Origin of the sequence: Halorubrum tropicale (assembly GCF_001280455.1) — an archaeon.
Lineage (GTDB): Archaea > Halobacteriota > Halobacteria > Halobacteriales > Haloferacaceae > Halorubrum > Halorubrum tropicale.
Genome location: NZ_LIST01000003.1, coordinates 373,242 through 388,696, shown reverse-complemented (window position 1 = coordinate 388,696; position 15,455 = coordinate 373,242). Strand labels below are relative to the sequence as shown.

Genomic DNA, 15,455 nt, shown 5'->3' with positions numbered 1-15,455 from the left:
ACCGTTAGATGGGAGACGGGAACGGGGATTCTCCGGCCGAGGGGTCGTCGTCGAGCGACGCCGCCGCGACCGGTATCCTCCGGGCGTTCGTCGGGGCGGTCCCGACGCCGACGCTCGTCTGTGACCCCGAGACGCTGGCGATCCGCGCCGCGAACGCTCCCGCGGTCGACCTGCTCGACCACGACCGCGGCACGCTGACGCTGATGGGCCTCCCCGACCTGGGCGAGACAGAGGTCACCGTCTCGGGGGAGTCCGTCGCCGCCGTCGCCGCGGCGGCCGTCGACCCTCCCGCGTCGGACGGCGCTGACGACCGAGTCGAGCGGTTCGAGTGGGACCTCCGGCTCGGCGACCCGGGGCTGCGGGTCGACGCGGCGCTCCACGCGGCGACCATCGCCGGCGACGAGTGGCTCGTCGTCGGGCTCTCGGACGCCACCGACCGGGTCGCCGCCGAGAGCGAGCGCGACGGCGAGCGCCGGCTCGTCGACGCGCTCGCCGAGACCGTCCCGCTCGCGCTGTTCCGCTGTACCGAGGAGGGGACGCTCTCGCGGTGGAACGACCGGCTGGCGGCCGACTCCGGCTACGACCCCGCGTCGCTCTCGGGGCGGGCGCTCACTTCGCTGTTCGACGAGGAGACGCGCGGCCGCGTGAGCGAGTCGCTCTCGCGGGTGTACCGGGCGGGCGAGACCGTCTCCTGCGAGGTGCGGCTGCTCACCCGCTCCGGCGAGCGCGTCCCCTACCGGCTCTCGGTCGGTCCCGTCACCGACGGCGACCGAGTCGTCGGCGCCGTCGGCGTCGGCGAGGACCTCACGGAGGCGTCGCTCCGGGAGGAGCGGCTCGCGGTGCTGACCCGCGTGCTGCGGCACAACTTCCGGAACGACCTCAACGTCGTCACCGGGTTCACCGGTCAGGCGATCGAGGCCGTCGACGACCCAGAGCTCACGGGGCAGCTCGAACGGGTCGTCGACACCGCCGAGCGGCTGCTGCGCCTCGGCGAGACCTCGCGCAAGGTTGAGCGGCTGCTCTCTCAGCGCCCCTCGCCGCGGCCGGTCGCGCTCTCTGCCGCGGTCGAGGCGGCGCTCGAATCGCTCCCGGCGGACCTCCGCGAGCGCGCCGCCGTCGAGGTGGACGTCCCCGAGGGGATCGTCGTCTCCGCGGTCGCATTCCTCCCCGAGGCGATCACCGAACTCGTCGACAACGCGGTCCGCCACAACGACGCCGCCGACCCGCGGGTGCGGATCTCGGCGGCGGAGCTGCCGAGCGAGTCGTGGGTCTCGCTCGTCGTCGCGGACGACGGCCCGGGGATCCCGCCGGTGGAGCGCGCCGTCCTCACCGGCGAGGAGACGCCGCTCGACCACGCGAGCGGGCTCGGGCTCTGGTACGTGAACTGGATCGTCACCGCGGGCGGCGGGAGCCTCGACATCGTCGAGAGCAAGGCCGGCGGCAGCCGGATCGAGCTGTCGTTGCGCGTCGCGGAGGAGCCGCGTTCGGGAGACGCGGACGCGTTCGACCTCGACGCCTTCGGGGACGACGCGTAGGTCTCGGGCGCCTCCCGCTCACTCGACCAGCCGCAGCTCGTCGCCGACCGCCACCGACTCGGCCGCTCCCGCCGGCAGTTCGACGACGGTGTCGGCGCGGCCGCGACCCAGCCCGACGAACGGCGCGAGCCGCTTCTTCTCCGTCACCTCGCCGTCCGCGAGCCACACCGCGTCGATCGCGAACGGCACGAACAGCATGTGGAGCCACTGCGTGTCGGCCTCGTCGAAGGGGAAGACCAGGCCGTAGTCGTCCGGGATCGAACGCCGGAACATCAGGCCTCGGGCCTGTTCGAGCGTCGAGCGCGCGACGTCGACGTCGCTCGCGAGGACGGTCTCTCCCCCCGACCCGGAACGGTGAACGAGTCGCACGGCCGCCACATCGCCCCGGGCGGATAAATAGCCTCTCGTTGCGGGGCCGGGCTCAGCCGGCTCCGTCGCGGGCCGATCGCGCCGGCCTCAGCTCGCGCCGCCGTACGTCTCTTCGAGGTACTCGACGATGTCGTCGCTCTCGGACATCCCCTCGATCCCGTGGTCCTCGTCGACGAGGACCGGGACGCCGGTCTGTCCGGAGACCTCCTCGACCTCCGTCCGGTCACCGTGCGACCGCGGCACCATCACCGACTCGTACTCCAAGTCGAGCTCCGACAGCTTCGTCTTCACCTTCGCGCAGTACGGACAGCCCTCAAGCTCGTAGAGCGTTAGGTTTGCCATCGCCCGACTGTACGGCCCGGGCCCGTAAAGAGGTGCGGCCGCGGATGCGTCCGCCGCGCACGCCCGGCTCCGTCGCGGTCGCGGACTCGGGCCTGTGGGACGCTACGGCGCGACGGGAAAAACGGGGAAAACTCGGAGCGCGTGAGGGGCAGCCGTCGAGCGATCGCGGTCGGCGCGGGCGTCGAGGCTCCGAAGTGCCTCGGCTACGTCGGCGTCGTCAGGCGGTGCCTGACGGGCAGTGGGAATTCGTCTCCGACGGGCGTCACATCGCGCCGCCCATGCCGCCCATGCCGCCCATGCCGCCGCCGGGGGCGCCGCCCTCGTCGTCGCCGCCCGACGTCGAGAGGTCGCCCGCCGAGATGATGTCGTCGATTTTCAGGACCAGGTTCGCCGCCTCGGCCGCGGAGGCGATCGCCTGCTCCTTCGCGTGTGCCGTCTCGACGACGCCCGCGTCGGCCGTGTCGACGACCTCGCCGGCGAACACGTCGAGCCCGGCGTTCCGGTCGCCCGCCTCGTGGGCCGCGCGCAGGTCGACCAGCAGGTCGATCGCGTCGAGGCCCGCGTTCTCGGCGAGCACGCGGGGGATCAGTTCGAGGGAGTCGGCGAACGCCTCGACGGCGAGCTGCTCGCGCCCCTCGACGGAGTCGGCGTAGTCGCGCAGGCGGCGCGCGATCTCGACCTCGACCGCGCCGCCGCCGGGCAGGGTGCGCCCGTCGGAGACGGTCGTCGAGACGACGTCGAGCGCGTCCTGGATGCCGCGTTCGAGCTCGTCGACGACGTGGTCGGTGGTGCCGTACAGGAGGAGCGTGACGCCGTGGGCGTCCTCGCCCTCGACGTAGAACAGCTCCTCGTCGTCGTCGCGCTCGACGGAGCCGACCGCGAGGTCGTCGGCGGTGAGCGAGTCGAGGTCGGTGACGATCGGGGCGCCGAGGACGTTCTTCAGGAACGTCAGGTCGGACTTCTTCGTGCGGCGGACCGCCAGCACGCCCTCCTTCGCGAGGTAGTGCTGCGCGAGGTCGTCGATGCCCTTCTGACAGAAGACCACGTCGGCGCCGGAGTCGACGATCTGGTCGACCTTCTCGCGGAGCTGCTGTTCCTCCTGGTCGAGGAACTTCTGGAGCTGGTCCGGTGAGTCGACGCTGACCGAGGTGTCGACGTCCGCCTCCTCGACCTCGATCGGGTCGTTGAGGAGGAGGACGTCGGCCGCGTCGAAGTCGGTCGGCATGTCCTCGTGGACGGGGTCCTTGTCGATCGCCGCGCCGGAGAGGAGGCGGGACTCGCCCGCCGCGCGGCCGGTGCGCGTCTCGATGTTGAGGTTGGCCAGGTCGACCACGTGGGAGCCGTCGTCGGCCTCGACGGTGACGCCCTGTACCGCGCGGACGACGAGGTCGGCGAGCACGTCCTTGTCGAGCTCGGCGCCCTTGCCCGTCATGGAGGTCTCGGCGACGTTACGCAGGGTCTCCGTGTCGTCGGGGTCGACGGCGGTCGCGACCTCGTCGACCTGCTCGCGGGCGTACTCGCTCGCGAGGTTGAAGCCCTTGATCACCGCCGTCGGGTGGATGTCCTGTTCGAGGAGGTCCTGCGCGTTCTTCAGCAGCTCGCCCGCGATGGCGACCGCGCTGGTCGTCCCGTCGCCGGCCTCGTCCTCCTGGGTCTCGGCGACCTCGACGACCATCTCGGCGGTCGGGTTGTCGATGTCCATCTCCTGGAGGATGGTGACGCCGTCGTTCGTGATGGTGACGTCCCCCATCGAGTTGACGAGCATCTTGTCCATCCCCTTCGGTCCGAGCGTCGAGCGGACCGACTCGGCGACGCCGCGCGCCGCGGAGATGTTGTACTCCTGAGCGTCCTTGTCCTGGACGCGCTGGGCGTCCTCGCCCATGATGATCATCGGCTGGCCCTGCTGCATTCGCTGACTCATACAGCGTTTGATTGATTGTGATTCTATATAAATCCCTCGTTGAGGGGCTATCGCCCGCAGCCCGTCTGCGACGCAACGACTCGCTCGAAAACACCGGACCCCGACGCCTCGGGCCGAAATTCATGCGGAGAGTTAGCATTGCCCTCTGTCGGCGCGAGAGCGCCGATTCGGCGGCATTTATATACTCGCATTCCGCGGGACCGTTATCCCGGTATCCCGCCGGCCAGGAGCGCGGCGTCGACGAGCAACAGGACGGCCAGCCCCGCGCTCGCGAGCAGGTAGGGGCGGGCGACGGAGGCCAGCCGGGCGGACCCCGGGACGCCGCCGACCCCGGCGAGGGCGTCGACCGGGAACCCCTCGGCCATGTACCGGCCCCACCCGAGGTCGGGGTCGACCTCGCGGCGCATCCGGAGGACGCCCAGTTCGACGAGCCCGTTCATCGCGCCCCACAGCGACAGCATCGCGAGGACGGCCCACCCCCGGCCGGTCGTCGCGAGGGTCCCGAGCGGCGTGTACAACCGCCAGATCATGTACGCGCCGGTGACCGGGAGGACGACGCCGGTCCACCGCGTGACCATGAGGAGCCGGTGGGCGGCGTCGACGAACGCGGCGCGGCCGAGCGTCCCGTCGGCCGCCCGCGGCAGGGTCGCGTAGACGACGTACAGCGTCGCGCCGGTCCACAGGGCGCCGGAGACCACGTGGAAGACGAAGGCGGTCGTGAGCAGCACACCGTGCCGTCCGGCCGACGCCGGCATAAATTCCGGCCCGCGGTGCCGCGCTTCGGGACCGCGGCGTCACGGGAGCGTCAGCGTCCCCTCGTACCGGTGCGTGCCGTCGACAGTCTCGCGGTACTCGTACGCGGGCGGGGGCTCGATCCCCCACTCGTGGAGCCGCTCGTCGACCCCGTCGACGTAGGTGACGAGGAACGAATCCCGGTCACGGAGCGTCGGCGGCGTCCGGGTGTACTCCGTCTCGAACCGACACCGCGCGGTCCGCCCGTCGTCGTTGACCTCGATCCGGATCCGGAGGTCCGAGCGCAACCGCTCGCGGACCGGCGGCGGGTCGCCGCGGAGGTGCCCCTCGCCGAACGCGTCGATCGCGGCCAGCGCCTCGTTCGGGACGTGGTTCACGGCCGCGGATACGGGCCGGCGACACGAATCTCTGCCGCCCGCGCGCCGCCGGATCGGCGCGGCCGACGACGGTGACGGTCCGCCGTCGATTTCCGACCGCGGTGCGCGGACGAAAACGGACGTACACGCGCTCGGAAACAGGTTTAACCCGGTTGAGCCCCTGCTGATCGATACCCACTCGTTTATGAATGGACGCTCCGTCGTCGAGTCGATACGCTCGTTCAGATCCGAGGTCGATCCCGTGCCCTTCGCCGCCGGCGCGCTGGCAACGTTCGCGTTCCTCGCGTACACGGCGGCCGACACGGAAGGCGCCGCCGCCGCGATCGACGCGGCGTTCGTCACGTTCGGCCAGGGGCTCGCATGGCTCTACCTCGGCACGGTGCTCGCGCTGGTCGGGGCCGCCGGCTACCTCCTCGTCAGTCGCTACGGACGCGTCCGCCTCGGCGAGGGCGACCCCGAGTACGGGACGGCGTCGTACGTGGCGATGTTCTTCTCGGCCGGGCTGTCGGCCGGCATCGTCTTCTTCGGTCCCGTGGAGGCGCTGTTACACTACCAGACCGTCCCGCCGCTGTTCGCGGGCGAGGTGGCCGCGGAGTCGAGCGCGGCGGCGGTGCCCGCGGTCGCGTACACGGTCTTCCACTACGGCGTCAGCGCCTGGGGCGGGTACCTCGCGATCGGCATTCCGGTCGCGTACTTCGCCTACCGGCACGACGCTCCGTTCCGGGTGTCGACGGCGCTGTACCCCGTGCTCGGTCCCGACCGGCTCGACGGCGTCGTCGCCCGGACGGTCGACACGCTCGCGGTCATCGCCACCATCGGCGGCATCGCGACCGGACTCGGCTTCATCGCGACGCAGCTCCTGACGGGCGTCACGTTCCGCACCGGGATCGCCTTCGGCGACGCGGAGACCGTCGCGGTCATCGTCGGGATCACGGTCCTGTTCACCCTCTCGTTGGTGGCCGGCGTCAGCCGCGGCATCCGCCGCCTCTCCGTGTTCAACATCGCGATCATGACGCTGCTGCTCGGCGTCGCGCTCGTCGCCGGACCGACGACCGACGTGCTGAACGTCGGCGTCGCGGCGCTCGGCACCTACGCGACCTCCTTCTTCGAGATGAGCCTGTTCACCGGGAGCGGCGTCGAGGGAGGCGCGGGGTGGACGGCCGCGTGGACCGTCTTCTACTGGTCGTGGTGGATCGCGTGGGCGCCGTTCGTCGGGCTGTTCCTCGCGCGCATCTCCCGCGGCCGCACGATCCGGTCGGTCGTTGCCACCGCGTTCGGCACGATGACGGCGGTCTCGGCGCTGTGGTTCACCGTCGTCGGCGGGACCTCGATCCGGCTTCAGGAGTCCGGTGCGGTCGACGTCCTCGGCGCTGTCGGCGAGTTCGGCGACGGCGTCTCCGGCTACGTCATCTTCGGGGCGTTCCCCGGCGGCGAGCTGTGGCAGCTGCTGTTCCTCGTGTTGGTGACGACGTTCTTCCTCACCTCCGCCGACTCCTCCACGCTCGCGGTCGGGATGCTCACGACCGGCGGGAGCCGGGAGCCGTCGGGCGCGAACCGCGTGTTCTGGGGCGTCCTCCAGGGCGCTATTGCCTCGGTCCTCGTCGTCGTCGGCGGCGCGACCGCGCTCCGGTCGTCGGTGATCGTGACCGGCGCGCCGTTCGCGCTCGTCTGCCTCGTTGCCATGGGCGGGTTCGTCCGGTGGCTGTCGGCGTCCGAGGAGCCGCTGCCGGCCGACGACACCGACCGCGCGCCGAACCGCACCTCGGTCCCGCCCGGGACCGTCGCCGAGGACGACGACTGACCTCCGTCTTCGTCGCGACCATCCCACATCGTCGTCCCGACCATTTCCCCGCCTCGCCCCGCGGCGATCGAAATCGGCTTGCTGCGGACGCCCGCACGTCGAGTTATGTCGCTGGCAGCCGACACCCGCGAGGCCGTTCGATCGCGCCCGTTCGTCTTCGACGCGCTCCGCGCCGGACTCCTGAACCACAGCGCCGCGGCCGCGTGGCTCGCCGAGGCCGCCCCCCTCGACGGCGACCCGGACGCGGTCGCGGCCGCCCTCCGCCGCTTCCGTGAGGACCTGCCCGCGTACGCCGCGGAGTCGCGGGCGGTGACCGTCTCGATGCGCAGCGGCGTCGGGCTCTCGGCGGCCGACGACGCGACCGAGGGCGACGCCGGGGAGCCGCTCCTCCGCGTCGGCGACGCGGCGCTCGTCCCGGAGGGCGACCGCACGGCGATCGTCGCGACCGGCGACGTCGACGCCGGGGCGCTCGCGGCGGCGCTCCGCCGGCTGGCCGTCCGGGACGTCGACGTCGCGGCCGCCGGGGTCGCGGGAGACGCGCTCGTCTGCGTCGTCGGCCGGCGCGACGGGCCGGACGCGGTCCGCGTCGTCGAGGCGTCGCTCGACGCGGTGCCGACGACCGACTCGGCCTGACGGGCGGTCGACCGCCGCCGCGCTTCCGGTCGCACTCGAGTCGCGGCCTCGCCACGTTCTCGACGCCCCGCAGCCTCCGAAGTCCCTAAGAGCGGCGCGGCCCCAGTACGGGTATGCAGTCGCTCGTCATCGTCGCGCACGGCTCCCACCTCAACCCCGAGTCGAGCGCGCCGACGTACGACCACGCCGACACGATCCGCGCCACCGGTGCCTTCGACGAGGTCCGCACCGGGTTCTGGAAGGAGGAGCCGCACTTCCGAGAGGTGCTCCGCACCGTCGAGGGCGACGAGGTGTACGTCGTCCCGCTGTTCATCTCGGAGGGGTACTTCACCGAGCAGGTGATCCCCCGCGAGCTCCGCCTCGCCGGCTGGGACGTCTCGGAATGGGACTCCGACGGCCTCTCGGCGGACCAGGCGACGCTCGTCGCCGAGGACATCGACAGGGAGGTCCACTACTGCGGCCCGGTGGGGACCCACCGCGCGATGACCGACGTGATCGTCCGCCGCGCGGAGTCCGTGACGAACGACGCCGACGTGGGCGAGGGGTTCGGCCTCGCGGTCGTCGGCCACGGCACCGAGCGCAACGAGAACTCGGCGAAGGCGATCGAGTACCACGCCGACCGGATCGCGGAGCGCGACCGCTTCGACGAGGTGAAGGCGCTGTACATGGACGAGGACCCCGAGGTCGACGACCTCCCCGAGCACTTCGAGAGCGACGACGTGGTCCTGGTCCCCCTCTTCATCGCCGACGGCTACCACACCCAGGAGGACATCCCCGAGGACGTGGGGCTCTGTGAGGACCACACCGAGGGGTACGACGTGCCCGAGACGGTCGACGGCACCCGGATCTGGTACGCCGGCGCGGTGGGGACGGAGCCGCTCATGGCCGACGTGGTCTTGGAGCGCGCGGCCGACGCCGGCGCCGACCTCGGGAGCGCGCTCGACGACGTGCGCGAGACGACCCGCGTCGCCACGGGGGACTGACCGTGGCCGACTCCACCTCCGCGACCGACGGCGGCGAGGCGGGCGGCGACGACCCCGGAGTCCCCGAGATCGACCTCCCGAGCGACGCGTTCGACGCGGTCCTCGACGCGCTCGACGAGCTGGACCCCGGCGAGCCCCTGCGGTTCGAGGGGTTCAGCGTCGCGCGCGGCACCGAGGGCACCGACGAGGAGCTGCCCGGCGGCTCGCCCGACGAGTACGTCCTCGCCGACGGGAGCCGGCCGACCGGGATGAGCGAGCGCGACCTCCACGAGGCGCTCGCCGAGCGCGCGCCCGCCGTCACCGACTGGTACGTCTTCGAGCGCGTCGTCGGCGAGTTCGGCCCCCGGCGGGCCTTCCTCCGCTGGATCGAGGACGCCGACGGCGAGACCGTCGCGACCCGGTACGCGGCGCTCGCGGCCGGGATCGAGCGCGCCTGGGGCGAACTGAAGATTACCGCGACGCTCACTGACCGCGGCGAGCGCCGCTACGACGTGCGTCACGCCGACGACGCGGGCGTCCCGGTCGACGAGCTCGACGCGTACGACGACCCGCTCGACGCGCGCGACCTGGTCACCTTCGACGAGAGGGGGCGGTACCGCCCCCTCAAGACGGCGCCGTCGCTCGCGGGCGGCTGGGTCTTCCCCGACCTCGGCCCCCGCGAGCTCTACGAGACGGTCGAGACGATATACCCCGCGACGGTCGCCAACTGGCACCGCGAGCGCGAGGGCGAACTCGACGTGAACCACTGGCGGGAGACGATGGAGCGCCAGTCGGGCATCTACGGCGTCGTGAAGACGTGGGACCGCGGCGAGGGGTACGAGCACGTCAACTGGGTCGCGGAGGCCTGTTGCGACGACTCGCAGTGCCTCAAGCGCCGCGAGTGGGAGTACGACGACGAGACGGACCTCGACGTCGACGGCGGCGACGGCGCCTTCCCCTGCCGCGAGCCCTGCTCCGTGGTGGTGTCGGCCGCGCGGAAGTGGACGCGGCTGGAGAGCGAGCAGCCGCGGACCTACGAGTTCGAGCTGACCCCGAGCGAGAAGGAGCAGGTCGAGGAGGTTATCGACGCCGTCGCGGACGGCCGGATCGACGAGATCCGCGAGGCGGACACGAAGGAGGGCGCGAACCGCTTCCGGACGCGGTTCCTCCGCGCGAAGCTGTTCGACGACGAGGGGAACCTCGGCGGTGTGCCGACCGACCCGGACGAGGAGTGACCTGCCCCGCGGCTCGAATCCGACCGGACGCGCCCGAAACATCGCCGCGCCCCGCAGGCTTTTCTCACCGCCCCCGGTACGGTGGGGTGATGAACGCCGTCACCCTGGGCCCCGCCGGCACGTACTCGCACCGCGCCGCGCGCGCCGTCGCCGCCGAGGTGTCGTTCCGCGAATCGGTCACCGCCATCGTCGACGCCGTCGCCGACGGCGAGTTCGAGCGCGGCGTCGTCCCCATCGAGAACAGCATCGAGGGGTCGGTCACGGAGAGCCTCGACGCGCTCGCGGAGTACGACGTGTCGGTCACCCGCGAGGTCGTCACGCCGATCCGGCACGCCCTCCTCGCGCAGGACGACGCCTTCGAGGTCGTCGCGAGCCACTCGCAGGCGCTCGCGCAGTGCCGCAACTGGCTGGAGGCCGAGTACCCGGACGCCGGCCTCGAGGCGGTCGCCTCCACCGCCCGCGGCGTCGAGCGCGCCCGCGAGGACGCCCGCGTCGCCGGCATCGGCCACCCGGACAACGCCGGCGACGACCTCTCCATCCTCGCCGCGGACATCCAGGATCAGACCTCCAACGCGACCCGGTTCCTCGTCGTCGCGCCCGACTCCGCGCGCTCCGACGCCGGCGGCAAGACGACGCTGATCGTCTACCCGAACGCGAACTACCCGGGGCTCCTCCTCGAACTGCTGGAGGCGTTCGCGGACCGCAACCTCAACCTCTCCCGGATCGAGTCGCGCCCGAGCGGCGAGCGCCTCGGCGACTACCTGTTCCACTTCGACGTGGACGCCGGCCTCTACGAGGACCACATGGCGAAGGCGGTCGGGGACGTCGAGGCCATCGCCGACAAGGGCTGGGTCAAGGTGCTCGGCTCGTACGACACCGAACACGTGCTGGACTGAGCCCCGGCGCCCGCTCGCCGCCCCCGAACGACGCCGCCCCCGAGCGACCCCGCCCCCGAGCGACCCCGCCCCGGTCCGGTCGCCGCCCCCTACCGGCAATACCGTCGAAGATTCGGGTCGCTTTCGTGCCGGATGCGGGTTACTTTCTCCAAATTATTGAATACATACTGAAACGTTCTCCCGGCCGGGTATCTCCCATGAACGCGAACAGACGGACGGTACTGAAGGGCCTCGGCGCGGGAACGGCGACACTGGTCGGCGGCGTCGGAGCGGCCGCCGCCAAGCCGCTGAGCCAAGGAGAAACGATCGTCGACGTGGCCGTCGCGGCCGACGGGTTCGACGTGCTCGTCGCCGCGGTCCAGGAGGCCGGGCTCGTCGACACGCTGAGCGGGAACAGACAGCTCACGGCGTTCGCCCCGACGGACGAGGCGTTCAACGCCGCCGGAATCACGGTCGACAACGTCGGCGACGTCGACGGGCTCGGCGACGTGCTCACCTACCACGTCGTGCCGGGCCGCCGGAAGGCGAACTCGATCGTCAACGCGAGCCAGGTGCCGACGCTGAACGGCGCGAAGGTCGACGTCGACGGGACCGATCTCAACGGCGACCAAGCCGATATCGTCGACACGGACATCGAGGCCTCGAACGGCATCATCCACGTCATCGACGGCGTGTTACAACCGTAGCGGCCCCGAGCCGCCAGATGGTCCCCGCCGACGCTCCCGTCCTCCGCCCTCGCGGTGCTGGTATCCACGCGTTTATAGGCCGCTCCGCCGATCGGTACTGTCGATGGAGCCGGTTCTCTGGCAGGTGCTGGCCGGAACGCGAGGGGGTCCCAACCGGGCCCGCCTGCTCCGCGCGCTCGACGAGCGCCCGCGGAACGCAAACCAGCTCGCAGAGGACCTCGACCTGGCGTACAAGACCGTGCGACACCACCTCGACGTGCTCGAAGAGAACGACGTGGTCGAGAGCACGGAACAGACCTACGGCGCGGTGTACCTACCGACCGAGCGCACCCGAGACAACTGGGAGACCGTCGAATCCATCATCGACCAACTGGAGTGAGCATGACCCGAACCTGGAACGCGGCGACTGATCGTGGAATCGGAGGCGACGCGGAATGACCCTGACGCTCGACGTGGCGCGAGTCGCCGCGGGGGTCAACATCCTGCTGTTGCTCGTCCTCCTCGGCATCTGGGGGCGCAGCTACCTCGAGGTGCGGTCGAAGCACACGCTCGGGTCGGCGGTGTTCGCCGCCTTCCTCTTGGCGGAGAACGCGCTGGCGCTGTTCTACTACCTGAACCCGCCGCAGATGTCGACGCCCGCGGTCCGCGCGATGATGTACCTCCAGGTCCTCGAGTTCGTCGGCATCGCGTTCCTCGTCTACGTGACCTGGGACTGACTGCCCTGTCCGAGCGAGCGCCGCTCCGCCCGCTACTCGAACCGGTACGTCGCGCCGTCCGGCCCGTCCTCTATCTCGACGCCGACCTCGCGGAGGGCGTCCCGTAGTTCGTCCGCACGCTCGTAGTTGCCAGCCTCGCGCTCGGCCTCGCGCACGTCGAGCACGAGCTCGACCAGCTCGCCCGCCAGCTCCACGTCGCCGCCGCTCTCCGTCTCGAACTGGAGCCCGAGCACGTCGCCGCCGAGGTCCTCGAACGCCGCCACGGCCTCGCGGAGGCCGCGGTAATCGTAGGCGTCCTCGGCCTCGTCGACCCCGTCGACGTGGCGGTTCACCGCGTCGGTGAGATCGAGGAGCGCCGCGGTCGCCTCCCGGAGGTTGAGGTCGTCGTTCATCGCGGCCGCGAACCCCTCTCGCGCGGTCGCGACCGCCTCGCGGAGGTCGTCGTCCGCGGCCTTCGCGCGGGAGTCGGTCGAGTCGAGCGCCTCGACGGCGCGGTCGTAGGTGCGCGAGAGGCGCTCCCAGCGCTCCTCGGCCTCGGCGATCGTCTCCTCGGTGAGCGCCTGCTCGGAGCGGTAGGCCGCGCCGGCGTAGAAGGTCCGGACCACGTTGACGCCGAGCTCCTCGAGGGCGTCCGGGACGGTCCAGAAGTTGCCGATGGAGGAGGACATCTTCTCGCCGTCCATCTCCAGGAGGCCGACGTGGAGCCAGTGGCGCGCGAACGCCTCGCCGGTGGCCGCCTCCGACTGCGCGATCTCGTTCTCGTGATGCGGGAAGACGAGGTCGCGCCCGCCCATGTGGACGTCGAGCGTGTCGCCGAGGTGCGTCGTCGACATCGCCGAGCACTCGACGTGCCACCCCGGGCGCCCCTCGCCCCACGGGGAGTCCCACGTCTCGCCGTCGGGCGTCTCGGCGCCGTGGTCGTGTTTGGCGTGCTCCCGCGCCGCGGTCTCGCTGACGCCGTCGGCCTTCCACAGCGCGAAGTCCGCGGGGTTGCGCTTCTCCGAGCGCTCGTCCGGTTCGCCCTGCGCTTCGAGCGCGTCGAGGTCCTGGTTCGAGAGCTTCCCGTACCCGTCGAAGCGCGTCACGTCGAAGTAGACGGAGCCGTTCGACTCGTAGGCGTACCCCTTCTGTATCAGGGTCTCGACGAGGTCGATTATCTCCGGGACGTGCTCGGTGACGCGGGGGTACACCTCCGCGCGCAAGAGGTTCAGCCCGCGCATCGCGTCGAAGACGCTCGCGGTGAACGTCTCGGCCACGTCGCGTTCGGCGGCCCACTCGTCGCGCTCGCCGACGCGGGCGGTGATCTTCTCGTTGACGTCGGTGACGTTCTCGACGTGGCGCACGTCGTACCCCTCGTGTTCGAGCCACCGGTGGAGCACGTCGGCGTGGAACCACAGGCGGGCGTGGCCGAGGTGCGGGTCGTCCGACACCGTCAGGCCGCAGACGTACAGCGTGACGTCGCCGTCGGCCGTGAACTCGACGCGCTCGCCTTCCAGGGTGTCGGTAACGACGAGACTCATTACGACGTGGTTGCCGAGGTGAGCGTTTCAAATCGTCGGATCGAGCGAGACGCGGACGAATCGGCGACAGACGCCGCCAAAGTTCCGGTCGTTCGGCGGTACATGGTCGCCGAGGCGAACACCGCCGAAGCCCCGGCCGGGAGGCGGGCGCGCGCTCGCTGTGCTCCTCGGTCGCTCACTCCGTTCGCTCCCTGCGGTGCTTGCGTCGCCCGCGCCCGCCTCCCGGCCGCCCCTTCGAGTCCCACCCCGCACCGCAACCGCGCCTCTTACCTCCCCAACCTCGTCGGCTTCCCTCCGCTTCGCTCCGGTCGGCCGACTCCCTCGCACGCGCTCCTCGCGGCCGCCGGGGGCGGCCGCTCGGAGGCGCGCGCCACCGCAGTCCAGTTTATAAACACCCGACCTCGCTTCTCACGCCTCGCGCGTCGTCCACTCGACCTCGTAGCCCGCCTCGCGCACCGCCGTCAGGACGCGGTCGACGTGGGCGGGCCCGTTCGTCTCCACCTCGAACACGAGGTCGGCGTCGCCCACCGGCAGGTCCGGGCGGCTGCGCTCGTGGCGCACCGTCCGGATGTTGGCGCGCTCGCCGCCGATCAGGGTCGCTATCTCCCCCATCGTCCCGGGCGTGTCGTCGATGCGGACGGAGAGCTCGATCAGCTGGTCGCGGTCGACGAGCGCGTGGGTCACCACCTCCTTCAGCGTCGTCACGTCGATGTTACCGCCGCAGAGCAGCGGGACGACGGTCTCGCCGGCGAGGTCGAGCTCGTCGACCGCGTCGTCGTTCAACAGGGCGGCCGCGGCCGTCGCGCCCGCGCCCTCCACCAGCTGTTTCGCGCGCTCCAAGAGCAGGAGGATCGCGCTCGCCACGTCGTCGTCGCTCACGACGAGGGCGCCGTCGAGGTGCTCGTCCAGCAGGCCGAGGGTGAGGTCGCTCAGCCCGCCGGTCGCGATGCCGTCCGCGATGGTGTCCGGCTCGTCGCGCGTGACGAGTTCGCCGGCCGCGAGGCTCTCCGAGAGGGTCGACGCGCCCTCGGTCTGAACGCCGATCACGCGCGTCTCGGGCGAGCGCGCCTTCACCGCGGTCGCGACGCCGCCCGCGAGCCCGCCGCCGCCGACCGGGACGAGGACGGTGTCGGCGGCGGGCACCTGGTCGAGCACCTCTAAGCCGAGCGTCCCCTGGCCGGCGACCACGTCCGGGTCGTCGAAGGCGTGGACGAACCGCGTCCCGGGGTCGTCGGTCAGCGTCTGGGCGTGGGCCATCGCCTCGGGGAACGCGCTCCCGCGGAGGACGACCTCGGCGCCGTACGCGCGGGTGGCCTCGATCTTCGCCGCCGGCGCCGACTCCGGCATCACGATCGTCGCGTCGATCCCGGCGTCGGACGCCGCCAGCGCCACCCCCTGCGCGTGGTTGCCCGCGCTCGCGGCCACGACGCGCTCGACCGCGGGCTCGTCGGCCCCCTCGCCGGAGCCGTCGACCGCCCGCGAGATCGCGTTGTACGCGCCGCGCGTCTTGAACGAGCCGGTGCGCTGGAGGTGCTCCATCTTCAGCCGCACGTCGGCCCCGCACCGCTCGCTCAGCGACCGGCTCCGCTCGACGGGCGTGCGCTGGGCGATGTCGGTGCCGGCGAGCCGCTCGGCCGCGGCCTCGACGTCGTCGACCGTGACGGGGGACATGGGCGCGGTGTTCGCCGGTTCCCGTGAAAAGAACTCGG

At 71.7% G+C, this 15,455-nt stretch carries 16 protein-coding genes; 9 read left to right on the top strand and 7 right to left on the bottom strand.

From position 1 onward, the window contains the following. Nucleotides 1-8 precede the first annotated feature (8 nt). Entirely contained in the window at nucleotides 9-1,535 is a 1,527-nt protein-coding gene (locus tag AMR74_RS09735; protein ID WP_053771868.1) for an ATP-binding protein, read from the top strand. An 18-nt stretch (nucleotides 1,536-1,553) separates the two neighbouring features. On the opposite strand, the gene AMR74_RS09730 is transcribed toward AMR74_RS09735, so the two are convergent. The 5 genes from AMR74_RS09730 to AMR74_RS09710 all read right to left on the bottom strand — a co-directional run bounded on the left by AMR74_RS09730 (nucleotide 1,554) and on the right by AMR74_RS09710 (nucleotide 5,297). Beyond that, nucleotides 1,554-1,913 carry a DUF192 domain-containing protein gene (locus tag AMR74_RS09730; RefSeq protein WP_053771867.1) on the bottom strand — a complete coding sequence of 120 codons (360 nt, stop codon included), beginning with the start codon at nucleotides 1,911-1,913 and terminating at the stop codon, nucleotides 1,554-1,556. A gap of 78 nt (nucleotides 1,914-1,991) precedes the next feature. Next, complete coding sequence (locus AMR74_RS09725; RefSeq protein WP_053771866.1) at nucleotides 1,992-2,246, bottom strand: glutathione S-transferase N-terminal domain-containing protein; 255 nt, start codon at nucleotides 2,244-2,246, stop codon at nucleotides 1,992-1,994. Nucleotides 2,247-2,508: 262 nt separating this feature from the next. After that, entirely contained in the window at nucleotides 2,509-4,155 is a 1,647-nt protein-coding gene (gene thsB, locus AMR74_RS09720) for a thermosome subunit beta (protein WP_053771972.1), read from the bottom strand. A gap of 215 nt (nucleotides 4,156-4,370) precedes the next feature. Continuing rightward, on the bottom strand, nucleotides 4,371-4,895 hold the full coding sequence (locus AMR74_RS09715) for a hypothetical protein (RefSeq protein WP_053771865.1): 525 nt from the start codon (nucleotides 4,893-4,895) through the stop codon (nucleotides 4,371-4,373). A gap of 66 nt (nucleotides 4,896-4,961) precedes the next feature. Beyond that, a complete protein-coding gene (locus AMR74_RS09710; RefSeq protein WP_053771864.1) occupies nucleotides 4,962-5,297 on the bottom strand; it encodes a hypothetical protein in 336 nt (111 codons plus the stop codon). Between the two features lie 184 nt (nucleotides 5,298-5,481). Here AMR74_RS09710 and AMR74_RS09705 point away from each other — a divergent pair, with 184 nt between their 5' ends. From AMR74_RS09705 to AMR74_RS09670, 8 genes are all read left to right on the top strand, one after another. Next, on the top strand, nucleotides 5,482-7,098 hold the full coding sequence (locus AMR74_RS09705) for a BCCT family transporter (RefSeq protein WP_053771863.1): 1,617 nt from the start codon (nucleotides 5,482-5,484) through the stop codon (nucleotides 7,096-7,098). Nucleotides 7,099-7,203: 105 nt separating this feature from the next. After that, nucleotides 7,204-7,731, top strand: coding sequence for a DUF7523 family protein (locus AMR74_RS09700; RefSeq protein ID WP_053771862.1), 528 nt, complete (start codon nucleotides 7,204-7,206; stop codon nucleotides 7,729-7,731). A gap of 113 nt (nucleotides 7,732-7,844) precedes the next feature. After that, nucleotides 7,845-8,714, top strand: coding sequence for a CbiX/SirB N-terminal domain-containing protein (locus AMR74_RS09695; RefSeq protein WP_053771861.1), 870 nt, complete (start codon nucleotides 7,845-7,847; stop codon nucleotides 8,712-8,714). A 2-nt stretch (nucleotides 8,715-8,716) separates the two neighbouring features. After that, nucleotides 8,717-9,928, top strand: a complete 1,212-nt coding sequence (locus AMR74_RS09690; RefSeq protein ID WP_053771860.1) for a DR2241 family protein — start codon at nucleotides 8,717-8,719, stop codon at nucleotides 9,926-9,928. Nucleotides 9,929-10,017: 89 nt separating this feature from the next. Further along, nucleotides 10,018-10,824: a prephenate dehydratase gene (gene pheA, locus AMR74_RS09685; RefSeq protein WP_053771859.1), complete on the top strand. Its 807-nt coding sequence runs from the start codon at nucleotides 10,018-10,020 to the stop codon at nucleotides 10,822-10,824. A 197-nt stretch (nucleotides 10,825-11,021) separates the two neighbouring features. Then, nucleotides 11,022-11,510, top strand: coding sequence for a fasciclin domain-containing protein (locus tag AMR74_RS09680; protein ID WP_053771858.1), 489 nt, complete (start codon nucleotides 11,022-11,024; stop codon nucleotides 11,508-11,510). 103 nt (nucleotides 11,511-11,613) lie between these two features. Then, nucleotides 11,614-11,889 (top strand): ArsR/SmtB family transcription factor, encoded by a 276-nt coding sequence (locus tag AMR74_RS09675; RefSeq protein WP_053771857.1) that lies wholly within the window; start codon nucleotides 11,614-11,616, stop codon nucleotides 11,887-11,889. A 55-nt stretch (nucleotides 11,890-11,944) separates the two neighbouring features. Next, entirely contained in the window at nucleotides 11,945-12,226 is a 282-nt protein-coding gene (locus tag AMR74_RS09670; protein ID WP_053771856.1) for a hypothetical protein, read from the top strand. Nucleotides 12,227-12,258: 32 nt separating this feature from the next. Here AMR74_RS09670 and cysS read toward each other — a convergent pair whose 3' ends face one another. Both cysS and ilvA read right to left on the bottom strand, forming a co-directional pair. Beyond that, nucleotides 12,259-13,746: a cysteine--tRNA ligase gene (cysS, locus tag AMR74_RS09665; protein ID WP_053771855.1), complete on the bottom strand. Its 1,488-nt coding sequence runs from the start codon at nucleotides 13,744-13,746 to the stop codon at nucleotides 12,259-12,261. 408 nt (nucleotides 13,747-14,154) lie between these two features. After that, on the bottom strand, nucleotides 14,155-15,417 hold the full coding sequence (ilvA, locus tag AMR74_RS09660) for a threonine ammonia-lyase (protein ID WP_053771854.1): 1,263 nt from the start codon (nucleotides 15,415-15,417) through the stop codon (nucleotides 14,155-14,157). Nucleotides 15,418-15,455 lie beyond the last annotated feature (38 nt).